This is a genomic window from Streptomyces sp. NPDC045287 (assembly GCF_056432325.1).
The window spans coordinates 394790-414686 of sequence record NZ_JBWKJG010000002.1 but is presented as its reverse complement, the minus strand read 5'-3'; the positions used below and the strand labels follow the sequence as shown (position 1 = coordinate 414686).

At 74.0% G+C, this 19897-nt stretch carries 17 protein-coding genes; 5 read left to right on the top strand and 12 right to left on the bottom strand.

All coding sequences use genetic code 11. The annotated features are described in order from the left end of the window. The first annotated feature begins 349 nt into the window (after window positions 1-349). Entirely contained in the window at window positions 350-859 is a 510-nt protein-coding gene (locus AC07D6_RS05015) for a MarR family winged helix-turn-helix transcriptional regulator (protein ID WP_479042048.1), read from the top strand. Between the two features lie 409 nt (window positions 860-1268). Next, window positions 1269-1877, top strand: coding sequence for a response regulator transcription factor (locus tag AC07D6_RS05010; protein WP_479042046.1), 609 nt, complete (start codon window positions 1269-1271; stop codon window positions 1875-1877). A 77-nt stretch (window positions 1878-1954) separates the two neighbouring features. Here the strand turns inward: AC07D6_RS05010 and AC07D6_RS05005 are convergent, their stop codons facing one another. From AC07D6_RS05005 to lanKC, 4 genes are all read right to left on the bottom strand, one after another. Beyond that, window positions 1955-3772 carry an ATP-binding cassette domain-containing protein gene (locus tag AC07D6_RS05005; RefSeq protein WP_479042044.1) on the bottom strand — a complete coding sequence of 606 codons (1818 nt, stop codon included), beginning with the start codon at window positions 3770-3772 and terminating at the stop codon, window positions 1955-1957. After that, a complete protein-coding gene (locus tag AC07D6_RS05000; protein WP_479042042.1) occupies window positions 3769-5523 on the bottom strand; it encodes an ABC transporter ATP-binding protein in 1755 nt (584 codons plus the stop codon). Before AC07D6_RS05000 ends, AC07D6_RS05005 begins: the two co-directional genes overlap by 4 nt. Window positions 5524-5813: 290 nt before the next feature. After that, window positions 5814-5942 carry a mycelium formation morphogenetic lantipeptide SapB gene (gene ramS / locus AC07D6_RS04995; protein WP_058940762.1) on the bottom strand — a complete coding sequence of 43 codons (129 nt, stop codon included), beginning with the start codon at window positions 5940-5942 and terminating at the stop codon, window positions 5814-5816. A 2-nt stretch (window positions 5943-5944) separates the two neighbouring features. Further along, window positions 5945-8539, bottom strand: coding sequence for a class III lanthionine synthetase LanKC (gene lanKC, locus AC07D6_RS04990; protein WP_479042040.1), 2595 nt, complete (start codon window positions 8537-8539; stop codon window positions 5945-5947). A gap of 226 nt (window positions 8540-8765) precedes the next feature. Here lanKC and AC07D6_RS04985 point away from each other — a divergent pair, with 226 nt between their 5' ends. Beyond that, window positions 8766-10274: an MFS transporter gene (locus AC07D6_RS04985; RefSeq protein WP_479042038.1), complete on the top strand. Its 1509-nt coding sequence runs from the start codon at window positions 8766-8768 to the stop codon at window positions 10272-10274. Between the two features lie 175 nt (window positions 10275-10449). Here AC07D6_RS04985 and AC07D6_RS04980 read toward each other — a convergent pair whose 3' ends face one another. Beyond that, window positions 10450-11037, bottom strand: a complete 588-nt coding sequence (locus tag AC07D6_RS04980; RefSeq protein WP_479042036.1) for a TIGR03086 family metal-binding protein — start codon at window positions 11035-11037, stop codon at window positions 10450-10452. A gap of 147 nt (window positions 11038-11184) precedes the next feature. On the opposite strand from AC07D6_RS04980, the gene AC07D6_RS04975 reads away from it, so the two are divergent. After that, window positions 11185-11703, top strand: a complete 519-nt coding sequence (locus tag AC07D6_RS04975; RefSeq protein ID WP_479042034.1) for an NlpC/P60 family protein — start codon at window positions 11185-11187, stop codon at window positions 11701-11703. A 55-nt stretch (window positions 11704-11758) separates the two neighbouring features. Here AC07D6_RS04975 and AC07D6_RS04970 read toward each other — a convergent pair whose 3' ends face one another. Further along, complete coding sequence (locus AC07D6_RS04970; RefSeq protein WP_315877946.1) at window positions 11759-12862, bottom strand: LLM class flavin-dependent oxidoreductase; 1104 nt, start codon at window positions 12860-12862, stop codon at window positions 11759-11761. Between the two features lie 134 nt (window positions 12863-12996). Then, on the bottom strand, window positions 12997-13119 hold the full coding sequence (locus AC07D6_RS04965) for a hypothetical protein (protein WP_479042032.1): 123 nt from the start codon (window positions 13117-13119) through the stop codon (window positions 12997-12999). A 467-nt stretch (window positions 13120-13586) separates the two neighbouring features. Here AC07D6_RS04965 and AC07D6_RS04960 point away from each other — a divergent pair, with 467 nt between their 5' ends. Further along, window positions 13587-14570: a pirin family protein gene (locus AC07D6_RS04960; protein WP_479042030.1), complete on the top strand. Its 984-nt coding sequence runs from the start codon at window positions 13587-13589 to the stop codon at window positions 14568-14570. A gap of 683 nt (window positions 14571-15253) precedes the next feature. Here AC07D6_RS04960 and AC07D6_RS04955 read toward each other — a convergent pair. The 5 genes from AC07D6_RS04955 to AC07D6_RS04935 form a co-directional block, all read right to left on the bottom strand. After that, window positions 15254-15586 (bottom strand): integrase core domain-containing protein, encoded by a 333-nt coding sequence (locus AC07D6_RS04955; protein WP_479042028.1) that lies wholly within the window; start codon window positions 15584-15586, stop codon window positions 15254-15256. Between the two features lie 169 nt (window positions 15587-15755). Then, window positions 15756-16226 carry a hypothetical protein gene (locus AC07D6_RS04950; protein ID WP_479042026.1) on the bottom strand — a complete coding sequence of 157 codons (471 nt, stop codon included), beginning with the start codon at window positions 16224-16226 and terminating at the stop codon, window positions 15756-15758. 101 nt (window positions 16227-16327) lie between these two features. Continuing rightward, window positions 16328-17041 carry a hypothetical protein gene (locus AC07D6_RS04945; RefSeq protein WP_479042024.1) on the bottom strand — a complete coding sequence of 238 codons (714 nt, stop codon included), beginning with the start codon at window positions 17039-17041 and terminating at the stop codon, window positions 16328-16330. Beyond that, window positions 17038-18690: a polyprenyl synthetase family protein gene (locus tag AC07D6_RS04940; protein ID WP_479042022.1), complete on the bottom strand. Its 1653-nt coding sequence runs from the start codon at window positions 18688-18690 to the stop codon at window positions 17038-17040. Before AC07D6_RS04940 ends, AC07D6_RS04945 begins: the two co-directional genes overlap by 4 nt. Further along, on the bottom strand, window positions 18683-19768 hold the full coding sequence (locus AC07D6_RS04935) for a hypothetical protein (protein ID WP_479042020.1): 1086 nt from the start codon (window positions 19766-19768) through the stop codon (window positions 18683-18685). The genes AC07D6_RS04940 and AC07D6_RS04935 overlap by 8 nt, the downstream gene beginning before the upstream one ends. Window positions 19769-19897: the final 129 nt, after the last annotated feature.

The following is a 19897-nucleotide window of genomic DNA, read 5'->3' as shown; positions in this document are numbered from 1 at the left end:
GCCAGCCTATCGTGCCCAACGCCCGCTCCGGGAACCGGACGGTCCGCCCGGTGGGCGCCCGGGGAACCCGACCGCGTTCCGGCGTCCCGAGCGCGCGCGGGGACCGCCCGACGGGGCGGGAGACGCGGGCGCGGAGCGCGGCGCCGGGGACGGGGCGGAGATGCGGGCGCGGCGCCGCGCCGGGGCGGGGGGCCGCGTCCTTGGGAGGTCAAATGGCGGAAAGATATGGTGGCACCGCGGGCAAGCGCCCCGTGGTCGATGGTGCGCCGCGCGCAGTGCGTTCCCCTCCTGAGCATTGCGGTGCGGGGCCGGCGCCTTGAGCCGACTACGTGTGATCGGGAGTGCACTGATGAACGCGAATCCCCCATCATCCGCGCACGGTTCCGGCAGTGCCGCCGCCCGGGCGGCGGGCGAGGTCATCGAACTGCTGGAGATCCTCTGGGAGCACGGCCGCGAGATGGTCTCCCCCGCCCCCGTCTCGGCGACCCAGCTGAGGGTGCTGTACGCGCTGGAGCGGGAGGACGGGATCAACCTCCGCACGCTCAGCGAGCTGCTCGGCTCGGCCCCCTCGTCGGTGAGCCGCCTGTGCGACCGGCTCGAGGCCCTGGGCTTCGTCGAGCGGTTCCCGAGCTCGGTCAGCCGCCGGGAGCTGGAGCTGCGTCTGACGAAGCCGGCGAGGGCCTACCTCAACGGTCTGCGGACCCGCCGCGAGGAGGTGCTCACCGCGGCCGTCGCCGCCATGCAGCCGTCGGCCCGCGCGTCGCTGCTGGAGGGCCTCCACGGTTTCCGCGCCTCGCTGGAGGGCGTCCGGCCCGTCGGGCTGCGGGAGCCCGCGCTGAGGGACGCGGAGTCCGCCTGAGCCGGGCCGGAGCGCTCCCCCGGACGGGGCGGCCCGCCGCGTCCGGGCCACCGCGACCGGCCGGGGAGGCCGCCGGCGGGACCCCCGGCGGCTGCGGCGGGCTCGTCGACGGCTCGGGCACCCGGACGCGGGGCGGACCGTCGGGCATCGGGACGCCGCGGGACCGTGAGGGGGCCGGCGGGGCCCTCCGCGCCGCGGTGCCGCCGGCCGGTACCGGTGGGGGGCGGACAGGGGGCGCACGCCCGCGCACACGAGAGCGGGAGTGCGCCGGGTGAGCTCCGCCGTGTGCCTCCGTACATCCCTCAGCGATGTTCCCGCGCCTTTCGGCGGGGCAGTCGCGGGGATGGCATGCGCGTGCGCGGCACGCGTGCGGCCGGCGAGGGCCGGCGATCACCGGAGGGGATTTCACATGACCAGGGTCTTGATCCTGCACAGCGTCGGCCTGTTGCGCTCCGCGCTCATGGCCCTGCTCAAGGCGGAGGGGTCGTTCGACGTCTTCGCCGCGTGCTGGCGCACGGCATGGCGGCAGGAGGAGGGCTTACGCCCGGACGTCTGCGTGGTCGACCTCGACTGTCCGGGCGCCGCCACCCTCCTGGAGGGCGGGTGGGAGGGCCCGGTGACGGGCACGGGCGCGCGCACGCGCCTCGTGGTGCTCGCCACCGCCGAGAGACCGGGGGCACTGCGCAAGGCCTTCGAGGCGCGGGCGCTGGGGTACGTCGACAAGGACGGCTCCCCATGCCGGCTCGTGCGGGCCATCCGCCAGGTGGCGAAAGGCGAGCGATTCGTCGACGAATCGCTCGCCTTCGGCTTTCTGGAGGCGTCCCGCGTACCACTGACGGCTCGTGAGCTCAGCGTGCTGGCCCGGGCGGCCGAGGGTGAGTCGATCGCCGAGATCGCCCGGGGCCTGCACCTGTCGAACGGGACCGTGCGGAACTACATGGCGTCGGCCACCCGCAAGGTCGGCGCCCGCAACCGGATCGACGCGATACGGATATCGCAGCGCGCGGGGTGGGTGTAGGCGCGCCGCCCCGGCGGGCTCGGGGCGGCGGCGTCCCGGTCGGCGTCGAGGTCCTCGTGCGCGCGGCCCCGGCGGGCTCAGGGCGGGGAGACGCCCACGAGGTCGCGGTAGAGAGCCGACGCGCCCAGGAGCGCCTCGTGCGGGGCGCAGGCCGCGCGCGTGCCGTCCAGCACCAGGACGCGGTCCGCCCGCAGGGCCGACGACAGCCGGTGGGCGACGACGATGAGCGTGCCGGGGCGGGCCGCGAGCGCGCGCTCCGCGTGTTCCTCCGTCTCCGGGTCGAGGTGGCAGGTCGCCTCGTCCAGGAGGAGCAGCGGGGCGGGCGAGAGGTGGGCGCGGCCCAGCGCCAGGTGCTGCCGCTCCCCCTGGGAGACGCCCCGGGGGTCCACCGGGGCGTCCGGGCCGCCGAGCCTCTGCACCAGCGGGCCCAGCCGCAGGGCCTCGACGGCCTCCTCGACCTCGGCGTCCGTGGCGTCGGGCCGCAGGTAGCAGAGGTTCTCGCGGACCGTGCCGCTGAAGACGTGCGCCCGCTGGGGCAGCAGGGCGCGGCGCGGGTCCGGCCCCGGCGGTCCCGGAGGTCCGGCGGGGCGGGCGGGGGCTCCGGCCACCAGGGCGGTTCCGCCCGCCGGGACGAGCAGCCCGGCGAGGAGGGCGAGGAGGGTGGACTTCCCGATCCCGCTGGGCCCCACCACCGCGAGGTGCTCCCCCGGCTCGACCACGAGGTCCAGGCCGTCGACCACCGGCCGGGCCCGGGGCCCGTAGGCGAAGGTGACGCCCCGCAGTTCGACGGCGGCCGGCCGCGGGCGGGCGGCCCGCACCGGGACCGCCCCGGCGCCGGTCCCGCGGGACGCGGGCGGCGGCGCGGCCCCTGGGCCCTCGGGGGTGCGGTCCGGCACGGGGCCGTCGCCCGGCAGCGGCGGCGTGGCGGTGCCGAACCGGTCCAGTACGACGAGCAGCCGCGTCCCCGCGGCGCCCAGCGCGCTCATCAGCGCGTGCAGGGCGGGCAGGAGCGACTGGACGAGGTAGGTGAGCGCGCCCAGCAGGGCCCCGGCGGTCACCCCCCGGTCCAGCAGCCACGGCGTCGCGGCCACCAGGGCGACGACCGGCAGCCGCCCCGCCGCGCCGAGGGCGAGGGTGCGGACGCCCGCCCAGCGGGCGAGCCGGCGCGCCAGGCGCTCCTCGGCGGTGACGAGCCGCCCCACGTCCTCGGCGACCCGGCGCACGCCGCCGCACGCCACCACGTCCCGGAACCCCGCACCGACCTCGCCCACCCGGCCCGACAGCGCCTCGTCCGTGTCCAGGAAGGCGCGTTGGACCGCGGCCATCGGGGCGAGCGTGGCGAGGAACAGCACGAGCCCGAGGAGCAGCGGGGGGAGGACGACGAGCAGCAGCGCGGGGGCGAGCGTCGCCATGCCGAGGAGCGCGCCGAACGCGGTGAAGAGGAAGGAGCGGGTGGTGAGGACCAGCCCGGCGAAGCTGTCCCGGGCCATCTCCGTCTGGTGGACGAGGCGGGAGACCGCCGCGCTGTCGGCGGCGGCCGCGTCCGGCCGGGCCGGACTCGACACCGCCGAGGCCAGGGCCTGGGACACGGCCCGGCGGACCAGCCCGTCCCGCAGCGGCTCCACCAGACCGGCGAGCCCGCCGAACACGCCGCGCACGGCGACGCCGCCGAGCGGCGCCGCGAGCGCGGCGACGGCCAGCCACAGCAGGCCGGTGCCGGTGCGGCCGGCGAGGAAGCCGTCGTCCAGGGCGCGGGCCACGCCGTAGCCGGTGAGGAAGGTGTGCGCGGACTCCAGCAGGGACCAGCCCGCGAGGGCGAGGAGGGTCCGCTTCCTGGCGCGCAGGAAGCGCCGGGCCTGGGGCAGGACGCGGTGCGGTGTCCGGTGGCCGCTCACCGGGTGCCCCCGCCGTCCCGCGCGGTCCCGTCCGCCGCGGCGGCGAACACCGCGCGGTACGCCGGGTCCTCCCACAGCTCCGGGTGCGGGCCCACCGCCCGTACGCGGCCCCCGTCCAGCCACACGACCAGGTCGGCGCGGGCCGCCGAGGAAAGCCGGTGCGCGACGACGAGCCGGGTGCCGGGCCGGACCTCCCGGGCCAGCGCCCGCTCGACCTCCCGTTCCGTGACGGTGTCCAGGCTCGACGTGGCGTCGTCCAGGATGAGCAGCCGCCCGGCGTGGGCGAACGCCCGGGCGAGACCGAGGCGTTGCAGTTCGCCCCCGGACAGCGGCGCCCGCGCGACCGGGGTGTCGTAGCCGCCGGGCAGCCGCCGGACGAAGCCGTCGGCGCCGGCCGCCCGCGCCGCCGCCCGCAGCGCCGGGCCGGGCGGCGCGTACGGGCCGAAGGCGAGGGCCTGCGCGACCGTCGCGCCGAACAGGGCGGGCCGGGCGAAGGCGTAGCCGACCTCCCCGCGCAGCGTCCGCTCGTCGACGGCGTCCAGGCGTACGCCGTCCAGCAGCACCTCGCCCTCGTCGGGGTCGGTGAGGCGCCCCGCGACGGCCGCGAACACCGACTTGCCCGCCCCCGAACGGCCCACCACGGCCACCCGGGCGCCGCCCGGGAGCACCACGTCGACGTCCCGCAGCACGGGCGTCCCGTCCCGCACGACGGTGACGCCGCGCAGTTCCAGCGTGCCGGGGCCGTCCGGGGGGAGGCCGCCGTTCCCGTGAGCCAGCGGCGGCAGGGTCAGCGGCTCCGCCGCGCGGCGCGCGGCGCCGCGGCCGCGGACCAGCGCCCCCAGCAGTCCCGCGACCGCGCCCACGCCCGCCGCGAGCGCCGCGTACCGGGACACCGCCAGCAGGTCGCCGACGCCGATGGCCCCGGAGGCGAGGCGCAGGCCGCCGACCGCGAGCACGAGGCAGACCAGCATCGGCAGCAGCACACCGCCGCGGGCGACGGCGGAGCCGTACACCCGCCACATCCGCCGCCCCTCCTCGGCGAGTTCGGGCAGCGGGGCGAGCACCCGGCGGCGCTCCCGGGCGGCGGTTCCGGCGGCGGCGACGGTTCCCGCCCCGGTGAGGGCCTCGACGAGGCGGTCGGCGATCCGGGCCTGCGCGGCCTGGTAGCGCGCGACGCTGTCGGAGGAGTGCGCGGCGAAGGCCCGCAGCAGCATCCACAGGAGCGGCACACCGGCGAGGAAGGCGGCGGCGGTCCGCCAGTCGATGAGGAACAGGGCGGCCAGCGCGCCCAGGGGCGGGAGGACCGACGCGGCGGTGGCCGCGGCGGTGGCGGGCACGGTGCCGGCCTCCGCGGCGTTGGCGGTGAGCCGGGTCGCCAGGTCGCCGGGGGCGAAGCGGGCGGCGTGGTGCGGCGCCGCGCGCAGCAGCCGGTCCAGGGCGCGGGTGCGGAGCCAGGCGGTCGTCCGGGCGTTGGTGACGCCGGTGAGTTGGGCGACGGCCGCGTCGAGGAGCAGGTCGGCCGTGATGAGCGCCGCGCAGAGGGCGGCCCAGCGCGGCGCGCGGGCGTCGCGGGCGAGCAGCAGGTCCAGGGTGTGGCCGAGGACGGCGGGCTCGGCGAGGGCGGCGGCGGCCGAGGCGAGGGAGCAGACCAGGATCGCGGCGGCGTGCCCCGCGCTGTGCCGGGTGGCCGCGAGGAGTGCCCGGTCGGCGTTGTGCGCCGGGTCGGAGGTCGCCGTGCGCGTGGCCGGCATGCTGGGCGGGTCCTTCCTACGCTGCTCCCGGGGCGGGCCCCGGGGGCCTTTCGCCGGTTCGGGTCCGCGCGGTGCGGCTGTCCGGGTCCCGGCAGCGGGCGGCGTCGACGGGCCGGGCGGCTCGATCGGCGGGGACGGCGGCGGACGGTACCGGCGGGTGGACGGCACCGGCGGGTGGACGGCACCGGCCGGCGGGCTCGGGAGGGCCGCGCCGGGAGGCCACGCCGGGAGGGAAGAGCGGGACGGGGTCCGGCCCCGGGCGGGAGAAGCCGCCCGGGGCCGGAGCCGCGTCAGTTGCAGGTGGTGACGCTCAGGCTGCTGTCACCGCAGAGCAGCAGGCTGGCCCGGCTGCCGGTGGCGACGTCGCCCGTGGCCTCTTCCTTCGGGGTCTCCATCGACTGCAGGTCGAGAAGCGTCATGATCAGTTCCTTTCCTTCATGGGGACGATGTGCTCTTTCACGGTCCCTGACCGGGACCGGCTCTGGGGCCGCCGGAGCGGCGGGAGGAACGGCAGGTGCGCGCGACCGCCGGTCGCGGCGCTGCCGAGGGCCAGCAGACAGCCGGCGGTGCCCGTGGCGAGATCCATGGACAGCCGCATCATCTGCTCACCGGGGAAGGCCAGGTGCCCCTGGTACGGCACGGCGTGCCGGGCGAGGGCGTCGATCTGGCGGCGTACGTCGGGTTCGCGGGTGCCGGGTCCCGGCACCGTGGTGCGGCTCAGGTGGAGCACCATGCCCGCCGCGCCCCGGAACAGGCCGGGCTGGGCGTAGAAGGTGGCCTGGGCCGCCCGGACGATCTCGCCGCGCGCCTGTTCGAAGCGTTCGTCGGCGCGGTGGGCCGCGTAGTCGTCGAGCACCATGCCGATGCCGACGCTGCCCGCGCCCAGGTAGGGCATCGTCCGCCAGCCCTCGTCCACCTGGAGGGTGCCGCCGGCGCCGCGGACGCAGCGGTCCAGGTCCCGGCGGAGGGCGTCGGCCGCGAGGTCCAGCAGCGCGGTGTCGCCGGTGCGTTCGTAGAGGCGCAGGAAGAGCAGGGCCGGTCCGGAGGCGCCGTACAACAGCCCGGCGCGGGAGATACCGGGCAGCGCGGCGGAGACGAGGTCGGCGCAGCGCAGGGCGGCGTCCGGCATGCCGAGGGCGTCGAGGGCCAGCCCGAGGCCGGCCAGGCCGCTGTGCAGGTCGGGGGCGATGCCCTCCCACGGGCGGGCCAGGGTGAATTCGGCCAGTTCGAGGGCGCGGGCCCGGTGACCGAGGCGGTCGAGGGTCCAGGCGATGCCGGACAGGCCGTCGTACAGCCCGGCGGGGCTTCCGGAGGGGGGTTCCTTGGTGTGTTCGAGGAGCCACTCCTCGGCTTCCGCGTGGACCGGCGCCCCCGTCGCGGCCAGGGCGTACAGGACGCCGGCCGTGCCGTACCCCAGGGTCAGGCCGCCGCCCGCCGTGGCGAACTGGGCGATGTCGCCGGGGAAGAACCGGTCGTCCCGGTCGGGCGTGGCCGACGCGGTGATGGCGCGCACCAGGGAGTCGCGGCTGCGGGGCCAGTCCCCGGGCTCGACCGGCAGGTAGGGGCCGTCCGGGGCGCCGTTCCCGGGGCTCCCCTTGAGGATCTCGGCGACGGCCTCGTCGAGGAAGTCGCGCGGTACCGGGAAGTGGGCGGCGGCGATGTCGGCGAGGTGCCGGGCCTTGGCGGGGTCGAGCGGGAGGAGGCTGGTGAGCGGCAGGAACAGGGCGAGGCGCAGGCAGGCCAGGGCGTAGCGGTCGACGTCGAAGCCGCGCCGGTCGGCGGGGGCGACGAAGGCCGGGTTGGCGACGGTCTGGCGGCGGCCCTCGTCGATGTGCGCGGCGGCCTCGAAGTCGAGCAGGACGACGGACGACTCGTCCTCGGAGACCATGATGTTGAACAGGTGGAGGTCGTTGAAGACCACTCCCCGCGCGTGGACCGCCTCGACGGCCTCCTCGACCAGCCGGTGGATCCTCAGCGCCCATTGGGTGTAGTCGGCGAGCGCCTCCGGTGACGGGTCGGCTTCGATCAGGGGGTGGCGGCGGGCGAAGAACGTGTTGAGGGGCTTGCCCTCGACGTACTCCATGGCCAGGAAGTGGTGGTCGCCCAGGACGAAGGTGTCGCGCACCTCGGGTGTGCAGGCCAGTCCGGAGAGGCGTTCCAGGGCGTCGTGTTCGCGGCGCAGTCGGGTCACCGCGTCGGCGCCGTCCGCCGCCAGGCCGGCGTGCGGCCGGGCCTCCTTGAGCACGACGCGCTCGCCGGTACGGGTGTCGCGGGCGACGTACACGCCGCCCCCGTTGGAGAAGTGCAGGGCGCGTTCGATGGCGTACGGGATGTCGGAGACGGTGACGGCGTGCCGGGCGGCCAGGTGCGGCTGGAGGAAGTCGGGCACGGTCACCCAGGACGGCGTCTGGAAGACCGGGCCGCGCAGGTCCGGTACGAGCCGGCCGTCGGGGTCCTCGACGGCGGGGCGGAGTTCGCCCGCCTCGTCGTAGCAGTGGCGCTGGGTGAAGCTGCCGTACCGGACGTAGACCGGGCCGTCGCCCCAGCGCAGGTCGCTGAGGATGTACGGGCCGTCCTCACCGGCGAGCAGGGCGTCCAGGTCCCGGGCGACGCGGTGGCAGTGGTCGTCGTCGACGGGGTAGACGGTGATGAACTTGCCGCTCGCCGCGCGGTCGGCGTACTTCGCGTTGCGGTTGTGCAGCAGGTAGCGACTCGGGACGAACTTGAAGGCGACGCGGTGGGCGAGGCAGTACTCCCGCACCCGGGACAGAATCGTTTCCGCGTTGTCCAGGCACGCCGACACGTGGATCTTCCAGCCCTGCGGGGGGAGTTCCCGTTCCACGGGGCGCAGCGCCAGCCAGTCACCGCGACGGTGCTGCTGCCAGCCCTCCGGCACGGGGGCCAGCGCCGCCTCGTACAGCGCTCCCCTGGATCCCTGGCCTGCGGCGGACAGCCGGTGGGGCGCGTCGTAGAAGTGGCGGTCCGCGTCGCAGAAGGTGGCGTATCCCTTGATCACACCCACTCCCTCGTTTCGGCGACGAGGAAGACGTTGTCACCTCGGGAGGGGTGGCCAACAGTCACAGCTGTCAGCAATGAGGCGTGCGGAACGCATGAGTAATCTCTGTTCGATCCGGGGCGCGGCCCGGCCCTCCGCGGGCCACCGCCCCTTCGGTCGTCCCGGCCGTTTTCGGGGAGCGGCCAGGGGTACGCGGATGCGGCTTCTCACTCCGCGGAGGTGACCCATGACACAAGACGGCCAGTCGCAGAACGGGACCGTCACAACCCAGGTGCCAGCCCGTCTGGACCGGCTGCCGTGGTCGCGGTGGCACTGGATGATCGTGATCGGGCTGGGCACCGTGTGGATCCTCGACGGGCTCGAGGTCACCATCGTGGGCAACATGGCCGGCCGCCTCTCGGAGGAGGGGAGCGGGCTGGCCATCAGCAGCGCCCAGGTGACCGGCGTCGCCGCGGCCCTCTACGTCGCGGGGGCCTGCTTCGGCGCCCTGCTCTTCGGCTGGCTCACCGACCGCTACGGCCGCAAGAAGCTGTTCCTGATCACCCTGGCCGTCTACCTGGGCGCAACAGCGTTGACGGCCCTGTCGTACTCGTCGTGGTGGTTCTTCCTCTTCCGCTTCCTCACCGGCATGGGCATCGGCGGTGAGTACGCGGCCATCAACTCCGCCATCGACGAGCTGATCCCCAGCGCGTACCGGGGCCGGGTGGACCTCATCATCAACGGCAGCTTCTGGCTCGGCGCCATGGGCGGCTCGCTGCTCTCCGTCGTCCTGCTGGACACCGACATCCTGCCCAAGGACGTCGGCTGGCGGGTGTCGTTCGGCCTCGGCGTGGTCCTCGGCCTGGGCGTCCTGCTCGTCCGGCGGCACGTCCCCGAAAGCCCGCGCTGGATGTTCATCCACGGCCGCGCCGAAGACGCCGAGCGGATCGTCGCCGACGTGGAGGAGCAGGTGGAACGGGACACCGGCAAGCCGCTGCCGGAGCCCGCGGGCTCGATCACGATCAAGCAGCGGCACAGCGTCGGCTTCGGCCGGATCGCCCGGACGCTGGTGCGCACCTATCCCCGCCGCGCCGTGCTGGGCCTGGCCCTCTTCATCGGGCAGGCGTTCCTCTACAACGCCATCACCTTCGGTTTCGGCGCCATCCTGGCGACCTTCTACGACGTCCCCAGCGAGTCCACGGGGTACTTCTTCGCGGTGATCGCGCTGGGCAACTTCCTCGGCCCGCTGCTGCTGGGGCGGTTCTTCGACACCTGGGGCAGGCGCCCGATGATCGCCGGGACGTACCTGCTCTCCGGTGCCCTGCTGTTCGTCACCGCGTGGCTGTTCGGCCAGGGCCACCTCACCGCGACGACGCTGACGGCGTGCTGGTGCGTGGTCCTGTTCTTCGCGTCGGCGGGCGCCAGTTCCGCCTACCTGACGGTGAGCGAGATCTTCCCCATGGAGACCCGCGCCATGGCCATCGCGTTCTTCTACGCCGTCGGTACGGCGGCCGGCGGCATCTCCGGGCCGCTGATCTTCGCGAGCCTCACCGAGAGCGGTGTGGTCGCCGACACCGTGCTCGCCTTCTGCCTCGGGGCCGCCGTGATGGTGGTGGGCGGCCTGGTCGCCCTCTTCTTCGCCGTGTCCGCCGAGCGCAAGTCCCTGGAGGACATCGCCACCCCGCTCTCCGTCCACGACTCGCCGCCGGCGGGGGGCGGCGCCCCGGCCGCCGGCCCGGCGCCGCTGCGGCCCTGACCCCGGTACGGGAGGAACGGGCCGCCGGTCCCCGCCGCACCCGGGCGGCGGGGACCGGCGGCGGCGCGGGTGGCCGTCGTACGGGCGGGGAGTCCGCCCTCAGCCGGGCGGGGAGACCGCCCACAGCCGGGCGGGGAGACCGCCCTCAGCGGTCACCCGCGGCCGTCCCGCGGCCTCATTCCGGGCGGGTCCACTGCGGGTCGCGTCCGGACAGCGCGAGCAGCCGGTCCCAGGCGGACGCCCCGGCGCCGCCGTCGGGCAGCGGGTGCTCCTCGCCGAAAGCGCCCATCTTCCGCCCGGTCGGCGCCAGGTCCCGGAGCGCCGTCAGCACGTCGTCGACCACGACCGGGTCGGGCGTGTACTCCTGTCCGGTGGCACGCGCCAGGTCCCAGGCGTGCACGACGAGGTCGGCGAGGACCATGCGTCCGACCACCGGTGCCGGCAGGTCCATCGCCCCCGTCGTGCCGTCCTCGGCGCCGGGCGCCGCCCACGCGTCCACGAGCGCGGAGGTCTCGGCGGCGAAGGCGTCACGCCAGTCCGCGCGCCGGGTCACGTCCTCCGGCTCGGCGGAGAAGTCGGCGTCCTTCTTCGCCGCGAGCAACTGGAAGTTGACCACGACCTGGAACAGGTGGTCGAGGAGTCCGCGCACGTCGTACTCGCTGCACGGCGTCGGGGCGGTGAGGTGCTCGTCCGGGACGGCGCGTATGACCGGCAGGGAGCGGTCCGCCGCCGTACGGAGCAGATCACTGAGGGAGTTCGTCATGGGGCAACCGTAATCACGGGTGGGCCGTGGTGTCTTGGAGAAGCCCGACACCGGCCGCAGGCGCCCGCTCCGCGGAAAACCCTTCCCGCCGCACGCCCGTTCGGGACTACTCTTCGAGGCCGTCCGTTCGAACGTCGAGGGAGTTGCGTGGAACACGACTGGCAGACCTGCGTGGAGAACGCCGTCGCCTGGGCGAGGGGGCACCTCGGGGAGACCTCGTACGCCTCGCGGTGCCTCGCCTTCGTGGAGGACGCCTACGAGAGGTCCAACCACCTGGAGGTCTTCGGCGGCGACTTCGCCCGCGAGTCCGCCGAGCTGTACGCGGCGCAGGACAACACCGGTACGCCTCCGATCGGGGCCTTCGCCTTCTACGACACGAACGGCGAGCTGTTCGGCCGGCGGCGGAACTGGGGCCACGTGGGCCTGAGCCTCGGCGACGGCCGGGTCATCCACGCCTGGGACCGCGTGAGGATCGACCACTACCTGGACGTCCAGGACCTGGGCGTACCCCCGGGCTGGGACGCTCCCCGGTGGATCGGGTGGACGCCGGTCCAGCGCGTCTTCCAGGGGTGCCGGCCCAGGGACTGGAGCGCCGTGGGGGACGCGGCCGCCGCCGCCCGGCGCATGCAGGCGGCCCGGTTCGGCCCCGGGACGGCGACGGCCTGATCCGCGGGGGGCGGCGCCGCGTGCGCGTCCGGTCCGGTACGCCGCCCCCGGCGGCTCACCGCTCCGGGCGGTGTTCCCCGGCGCCGGTTCCGCGGGCGGCGACGGCCGGGTGGACCGGCGCGGTCTCCGGTACGCCGGGCGGGCGCATGCTCGCGAACTCCTTGCGCAGCACCGGGACGACCTCCTCGCCGAGGATGTCGATCTGTTCGAGCACCGTCTTCAACGGCAGACCCGCGTGGTCCATCAGGAACAGTTGGCGCTGGTAGTCGCCGACCGCGTCGCGGAAGCCGAGGGTGCGTTCGATCACCTGCTGCGGGGACCCGACGGTGAGCGGTGTCTGCTCGGTGAACTCCTCGAGCGACGGGCCGTGGCCGTAGACCGGCGCGTTGTCGAAGTACGGGCGGAACTCCCGTACGGCGTCCTGCGAGTTCCTGCGCATGTAGACCTGGCCGCCGAGGCCCACGATGGCCTGTTCGGGGGTGCCGTGGCCGTGGTGCGCGAACCGCTGCCGGTACAGCTCGACCATCTGCTTCGTGTGGGACATGGGCCAGAAGATGTTGTTGTGGAAGAAGCCGTCACCGTAGTAGGCGGCCTGTTCGGCGATCTCCGGGGAGCGGATCGAGCCGTGCCACACGAACGGCGGGACGCCGTCCAGCGGGCGCGGAGTGGCGGTGAAGCCCTGCAGCGGCGTGCGGAACCTGCCCTCCCAGTCCACCACGTCCTCCCGCCAGAGCCGGTGGAGGAGCGCGTAGTTCTCGATCGCCAGCGGGATGCCCTGCCGGATGTCCTTGCCGAACCACGGGTAGACCGGGGCGGTGTTGCCGCGGCCCATCATCAGGTCGACGCGGCCGTCGGCGATGTGCTGCAGGTAGGCGTAGTCCTCGGCGATCTTCACGGGGTCGTTGGTGGTGATCAGCGTCGTCGAGGTGGACAGGGTGATCCGGTCGGTGACGGCGGCGAGGTACCCGAGAAGCGTGGTGGGAGAGGACGGCACGAAGGGCGGGTTGTGGTGCTCGCCGGTCGCGAACACGTCCAACCCCACCTCCTCGGCCTTGCGGGCTATGGCGATCGTGGCCTTGATCCGCTCGTGCTCGGTCGGGGTGCGCCCGTTGGTCGGGTCGGGCGTCACGTCGCCGACCGTGAAGATGCCGAACTGCATGTGGACCACTTCCTTTAGTTGTAAATTCAACTACAAGCCTCAACGGTACGGCTCCCCCGCCGATTCCCCACCCTTCCGCGCAGGTCAGAGCGGTCGCCTGACGCGATCCCCAGGCCGCGCCACGGTCCAGCCTGTCACGGGGCCGCGCCCGCGGCAGCCAGGCGTAGGAGCCGCCCGCCCGGGGCGGAGAGCCGGTGGGAGGCGTCGGCGGCGATCGCCGCCCAGATCACGGCCGGTATCCCCTCGCCCGTCGGCACGGATCCCGTCCCGGCGCGCACGGGGCTCCGCGCGCCGCGCGCGCCGGGGGCGTCTCGGTCTCCGCCGGAGCGAGCGCGGCGCACTTCCGCGAGGTGGGCGGGGCCGAGGCCGCGCCCGACGGGCGACGCGCCCGCGCACCCGCACGGACGCGCGGGCCGGCGCGGAGGTACGGAGGCGCACGAACGTGCGGATGCGCGGGCTCGTACCGATGTGCGGACGTGCGGGCTCGTGCGGATGTGCGGACGGAGGCGGCACGCGCGCCCTTCGAGCCGCGACACCCCGAGGCCGACGGACCCGACCAGGATCCGGCCCGGTGCCGCGCCGGCCAGGCCGGCCCTCGCCGCCCCCACCCCCGCCTCCTGCCCCACGTCCGTCCCCTTCGTCGCGCCAACGGCCATGATGGGTCCTATCATCATCACGTAGATGTTGAAAATCGAACATTCTTTGGTGCGGGAGGAATCCGACGGTGAGCAACACGGAAACGCGCCCCGCCGAGCTGGTCTGCGGGGCGGAGGCGGCCGAACCGCCACGGCCCGGCGTGGAGGTCCTGACGGCACGCAGCGTGCCCCTCGGCGGCCCGCGCGCGATGACGGTACGGCGCACCCTTCCCCAGCGTGCCCGCACGCTCATCGGGGCGTGGTGCTTCGCCGACCACTACGGCCCGGACGACGTCGCGCAAACCGGCGGCATGGACGTCGCCCCCCACCCGCACACCGGCCTGCAGACGGTGAGCTGGCTCTTCACCGGCGAGATCGAGCACCGTGACAGCCTCGGCAGCCACGCCTTCGTCAGGCCCGGGGAGCTGAACCTGATGACCGGCGGCCACGGGATCAGCCACTCGGAGGTGTCGACGCCCCGCACCACGCTGCTGCACGGCGTGCAACTGTGGGTGGCGCTGCCCGAACGGCACCGCGACGCGGCCCGTGACTTCCAGCACCACGTGCCCGCCCCGGTAGCACTGGACGGCGGCGAGGCCCGCGTCTTCCTCGGCACGCTCGCGGGCGCCACCTCGCCGGTGCGCACCTTCACCCCCTTGCTGGGCGCCGAACTGTCCGTGGCCCCGGGCGCCACGGTCGTCCTGGACGTCGACGCCGCGTTCGAGCACGGCGTACTCGTCGACGCCGGCGACGTCCGTCTCGACGGAACGCTCCTGCGGCCGACCGAACTGGGCTACGCCGCCCCCGGCCGTACGACGCTGACCCTCACGAACGAGGCCCCCGGGGCCGCGCGGCTGATCCTCCTGGGCGGGCCGCCGTTCCGGGAGGAGATCGTCATGTGGTGGAACTTCATCGGCCGGTCCCACGAGGACATCGTGCGGGCCCGCGAGGACTGGGAGAACGGCTCCCGCTTCGGCACGGTGCACGGCTACGACGGCCCCCCGCTGCCCGCTCCCACACTGCCCTCCGTGCCCCTGAAGCCACGCAGGAACCGCACCGACCTGGAGCGATGACCCGGGGTGAACACGGACGTCCATATCGCCCCTCCCGCCGCCACCGCCCCTGACGCGGGTGGGGCGGGAGACCCGGGGAGCGTACGGACCCGCGCCTCGGTGATCCGAACGTAGGGCCACGTGTAGCAGCGTCTGGCAGACCCAATGCCGACCCAATGCCGACTTTCCTGATGGGGCGTCAGGTAGCACGCCGGGGGGCGCCCCGCGTCTCAGCCCGCCGCGGACCGGCACCGCGGGAAAGGCGGCGCGACGACCGGGGGCGACTCCGCCGCGTGACGCGTCCGAGCGCCACGACATCGAGAGGCCGGGCAGGCGCCGTCCCCACCTCGACCACAATATTGTCGGAGGCATACAAAACCGCCATCGACCTCATGAGGGCAACACGATAGGCCGGTAAGCACGTTCCAACCCCCTGCCCAATGGCCGGTGCTCCAGTTCCCCTTCGCTGCCGGTCCTGGCCGAAGGCGTGTTTGTGAGTGCATCGCACTGACGCGGCGCCAGCCACCGCGGGTTCGTGAGTGGAGAGCGGCCGTGGTACCGGCAACGGCGAGCGGTGGCTTGACGGCGCCGTCGCCGACGGGACCAGTTCGGCGCGCGGCCAGTACGCCGCAGGCATGTCGGCGAGGCAGCAGGCGAACCCCTCCGGACGGGTCGGCTGAACCGCCCCGGTTTCGGTAAAGATCTCAGACTGTGGTTGTGACCTGGGGTTCCGTGAGTTCGGTGTAGTAGTTGGCTTCGTATTCGACGGGCGGAACGTGGCCTGTCTCACCGTGGAGTCTTCGGTGGTTGCACCAGTCGACCCACTCGGCGGTGGCCAACTCGACCTGGGAGAGCGCCTTCCAGGGCCGCTGCGGCTTGGTCAACTCGGTTTTGAACAGGCCGATCGTGGACTCCATCAGGGCGTTGTCGTACGCGTCACCGACGGATCCGATGCTCGCCGCGATGCCGGCGGCGTCCAGGTGCTCGGCGGGCTTGAACGATGTGCACTGCGCCCCGGCGCCGGAGTGATGGATCAACTCGCCTGGCTGAACGGGCCGTTGGCCGCGGTCGCGTGGCCAGAGGGCCATCTCCGGGGCGTCCAGGACGAAGACGGTCTCCTTACGGGGGATGCGTGCACCACACGCCCCGTCGGCGGTGCCGGGCGGGTGCCGGAAGCCGCCGACGGGGCGGTCCGTCAGGGGGACGTCAGTCCTCGTCGGGGTCGAGGACGCGGCCCTTGAGCTTGACCGGGTTGGCGGCTCCCACCTTGAGTTGGCCGTCGGTGTAGCGGCCCGGCGCCGCGCCGTCGACGGCGGTGACCTGGGCCGCGTAGCCGAGGGCCTCCTGGTTGGTGGACAGGTACGGGTTGTGGGTGAAGGTCAGTGTGCGGCCTCCGTCGCCGAGGGTGCCCTGGATGGTCTTCAGGTTGCCCTTCGCCTGGAGCGTGTTGGCGTCGTGGTAGGACCAGGAGAGCCAGCCGGTGAACGCGAAGCCCGTGGGTGCCTTCAGGGTGAAGGTGATGTCGCCGGGGTTCACCGGGTTCGGGACGGTGCTGAGGATGCCGAAGCTGAGGTGGGCCGGCACCCCTCCCGGTGCGTCCTCGACGATGCCCTGCTGGAGGACGTACAGCTTGTTCTCGGATCCCGGTTCGACGGGGGCCTGGGTCTGCGTGGCCATGGTTTTCCCTTCTGTGGATGGGTGGTGTCCGCGAGGGCGGTCCCGCTGGTCGCGGGCTCGGGGACCGGGCCCGCTCACGGTCGCCGGGACGGTGACGGACGTCATGGGCCGGGCGGGTGGGGCGGTGTCGTCGGTGCGTGGTCGGCCAGGAGCGGGCCGAGGACGGTGAGGGCGCCGAGGGCGATGTCCTCGTAGAGGTAGAACCCCGCCTCCAAGGGGGGCAGCTCGGCATCGGCCTCCGCGCCGGGTTCCGGAGCGGAGGCGTGTCCGGTGTCGTCCTGGGTCCCGGCTTCGGTCCCGGTCTGGGTCCCGTCCTGGACGGTGGGTGCGCCGAGCAGGTCGGTGAGGTCCTGCGCGGCCCCCAGGAAGGCGGTGCGGGCGGTGGTGACCAGCAGGCGCAGGGGGAGGCCGAGAGCGGCGGCGGTGCGCTGGCCGGGGACGATTCTCATCGCGTCGGGGGTCTCCGCGGTGGCGGCGGCGATCCACTGGACGGGCAGGGAGCAGGTGGAGACGATCCGCTCGGTGGGCATCAGGGGCGGGGGGTCGCCGTCGACCATGAGGTCTTCCCACTCCATCAGGTCGAAGAGGAACTGGCCGCCTTTGTAGAAGGGCCAGGGCCGGATCGTGTCGAGGAGCAGTCGGGCGCGCTCGGGGGCGTGGCGGCGCAGCGCGACGCCGTGCCGGGCCAGGGTGCACAGGCACTGGCGCAGGCAGTGGTTGGTCTGGCCGAGGAAGGCCAGGGCGCGGTGGTCGGTCGGGGTCAGCGGGCCGGTGGTGGTCGGGTCGACCGGCGGGGGTGGGGTCGTGGTGGTCACAGTGGCCTTGAGGTGACGTAGTGGGCGATCTGCCGCAGGACGGCTTTGCCTTCGTTCTCGGGGATGATCTGGAGGTCCTCTTCGAAGCGGGCGATGCCTTCGGCGGCGAGCCGGTCGGCGAGGTCGGTGGCGTACTCGATGGAACCGTGCCGTCGCATGGCGGCGAGGAGTTCCTCGGCGTGCTGCTGGGTCTTGTCGGTGCGGCGCTGCCGCAGGACGTCGAGGAGGCGGGGGCGCTCGTGGGTGTGCGCGGTGCGGAAGAGGTGGATCAGCATCACCGTGCGTTTGCCTTCGAGCAGGTCGCCGAGGGGTTCCTTGCCGTAGAGGGCCTCCTCGCCGACCAGGTTCAGGATGTCGTCCTGGATCTGGAAGGCGATGCCGATCAGGCGGAACGCCTCGTCGAACCGGCCCAGCACGGCCGGGTCGGTGACACCGGCGCAGACGGCTCCGATGCGGCACGGGCTGATGCAGGTGTACCAGCCGGTCTTCTTCGTGCTCATCGTGAAGTAGGCGTCGTCGGTCTCGGGGACGACCTCGTGGCGGATCCATCCCAGCTCCATGGCCTGGCCTTCGATGGACTCCCGGCACATGTGCATCGCCTCGTGAATGAGGCCGAGGGTGCGGACCAGGCCGAGTGTTTCGAGGTTGGACAGGACGGCGTCGACGGCCAGCAGGTTCAGGCCGTCGCCGGCGTTGACCGCCAGACCCGGGCCGTGCTCCTCGTGCATGGTCGGCAGGCCGCGCCGGTGAGTGGACTCGTCGGCGATGTCGTCGTGGACGAGGAAGCCGTTGTGGAACAGCTCCAGCGCGGCGGCGGCGCGTACGGCGTCGTCGGGGCGCCCGCCGAAGGCGGCACAGGTGGCGATGGTCAGGGTGGGCCGCAGGCCCTTGCCCTGCCGGGTGGGGTAGGAGCGCATGAGGTCGTACAGCTCGGCGCGCGGTTCGCGGTCCGGCAGCAGCCGTTCGATCTCCTCGTTGGTGCGGGCCCGGCACCGGCGCATGGTGTCCATCAGGTCCGCGTCGCGGACGGTGTCCTCCAGCGACCAGCTGGTGCTGGTGCGGCCGTCCCACAGCAGCCGCGGCGCCCTGACGGTGGTGTCGCCGATCAGCGCGAGCGGTGCGGGTGGGTCCTCGGGGGAGCGTCGGGCGAGGAAGTCCAGCGCCGTCCAGTCGACCGGGTCGGCAGCCGGCCGCGGGACGGCGGGCGCCGCGCTGCCCCACAGGTGGGGGGCCTGTTCGCGGTAGGCGCCCCAGAGTTCCTGCATGCTGCGCAGGCCGGCCGCGCGCTGGGACAGCAGGGTGAAGGCACGCCACACGGCGAGGGTGTCGTCGCGGGAGCCGCGGACGTCGAGGCTGTCGGGGAGGACCTGATCGACGGGTGGGCGCTGCAGGTCGAACAGCAGGTTCATGGCCCGGTTGTCGAAGACGACCTCGACATCGGGGTCGGGGCAGCGGTCCTGGGTGACGAGGACCCGGCTGTGCCGTGCGGTGAGGGTGGCGTGGCTGCCGTCGTTGAAGTGCAGGCCGAGCCGGATGCCGCGCAGTTGGTCGGCGGCGGCGGCGAGGATGGCCGGCGCCCGGTCGGACAGGGCGGCGACGGTCTCGTCCAGCAGCCGGGCGCCCGTGAACGCGGGCAGGGTCTCAGTCACGGGCACCACCGGCGAACTCCACGATGCCCTTGGTGTGGAACCCGATGCGGCGCCCGCCGATGCGGCCTTCCACGGTGCACGGGCCGAGGGTTTCGTGCACGCTGAACGGGTGCAGGCTCGTCTCCGACGGGTTGGCGATGCGGCCCGCCGTGTCCGAACGGAAGTCGAGGACGAGGCGGTCGTCACCGAGCCGGGCGGTGATCAGCAGCCGGCCGGGCACCGCGGCCATCGGCGGGGTGCCCAGTACGTCCGCCAGCGGTGGCACCATCGCCACCCGGTCGCGGTCCAGGCTGCCGCTGACCGCGACTTGCAGGTTGCGCCGCGGGAAGTGGCGGATCATGCGTCCCTCGTGCCACAGCATCACCGACCCGTTGGCCGCGTCCGCCGGACGCGCGGGCTGGAGCAGGGTGAAGACCACCGCCGAGGGCGGGGCGGCATCGGCCGGTCCGGAAGGGTCGTTGACGAACCCGAACACCCAGCCGCCGAGCGTGGGCCAGGACCAGCGGCCGCGTACTCGTTCGTGGTAGCCCAGCAGGTCCGTCTCCGTGGTCGTGCCGTCGTCGTGCCGCAGGGTGCCGGTGCCCAGGACGCCGGGCTCCGACTGCCACCGCAGGTGCTCGTCCTCACCGAACGGCGCGCACTGCGAGGTGCACGGTCTGCTGGTCCGGGTCAGCCGTACGTCGATCGCCGGCGCCGCGGACCGGGCCGCCACCCGGAACACGCCGGGCTCACCGTGCGGATGCGGTAGCCGGAAGGCCGACCAGGGCAGTTCGGGCTGCTCGGCGTTGAACTGCGTCGCGCTCCAGCCGTACCCCTCCTGGTAGACGAGGAGGATCGCCATGTGCTGTCCCTCGGCCGCCGTACCGGTGCCGCTGCGCCGGCCGGTGGCCGGGGCGCCCGGGTCCGCGAGGACCGTGCCGCTGGAGGACCCCAGAACGGACAGGTTGGCGATCAGGGCTTGTCGACCGCACCGGGACAGGAACGCGTAGTGCAGCCATCTGCGGTCGAGCGGATGGGTGAGCGGGGCACGCGGGAAGGGGCCCGGAAGCCCGAGCCTCGGGAGGGTGGGCGTGGACACGGTTCGAACGCTAACCCACTGATTCCGATTTGTCGCGATCTGTGAACCTTCGAATGGGTGACTCGGGGGTGCAGAAACCTTTACTCCCGCATGCGGAGTGTGCGTACGCCAAGAGCCGCCCCTGGCGGA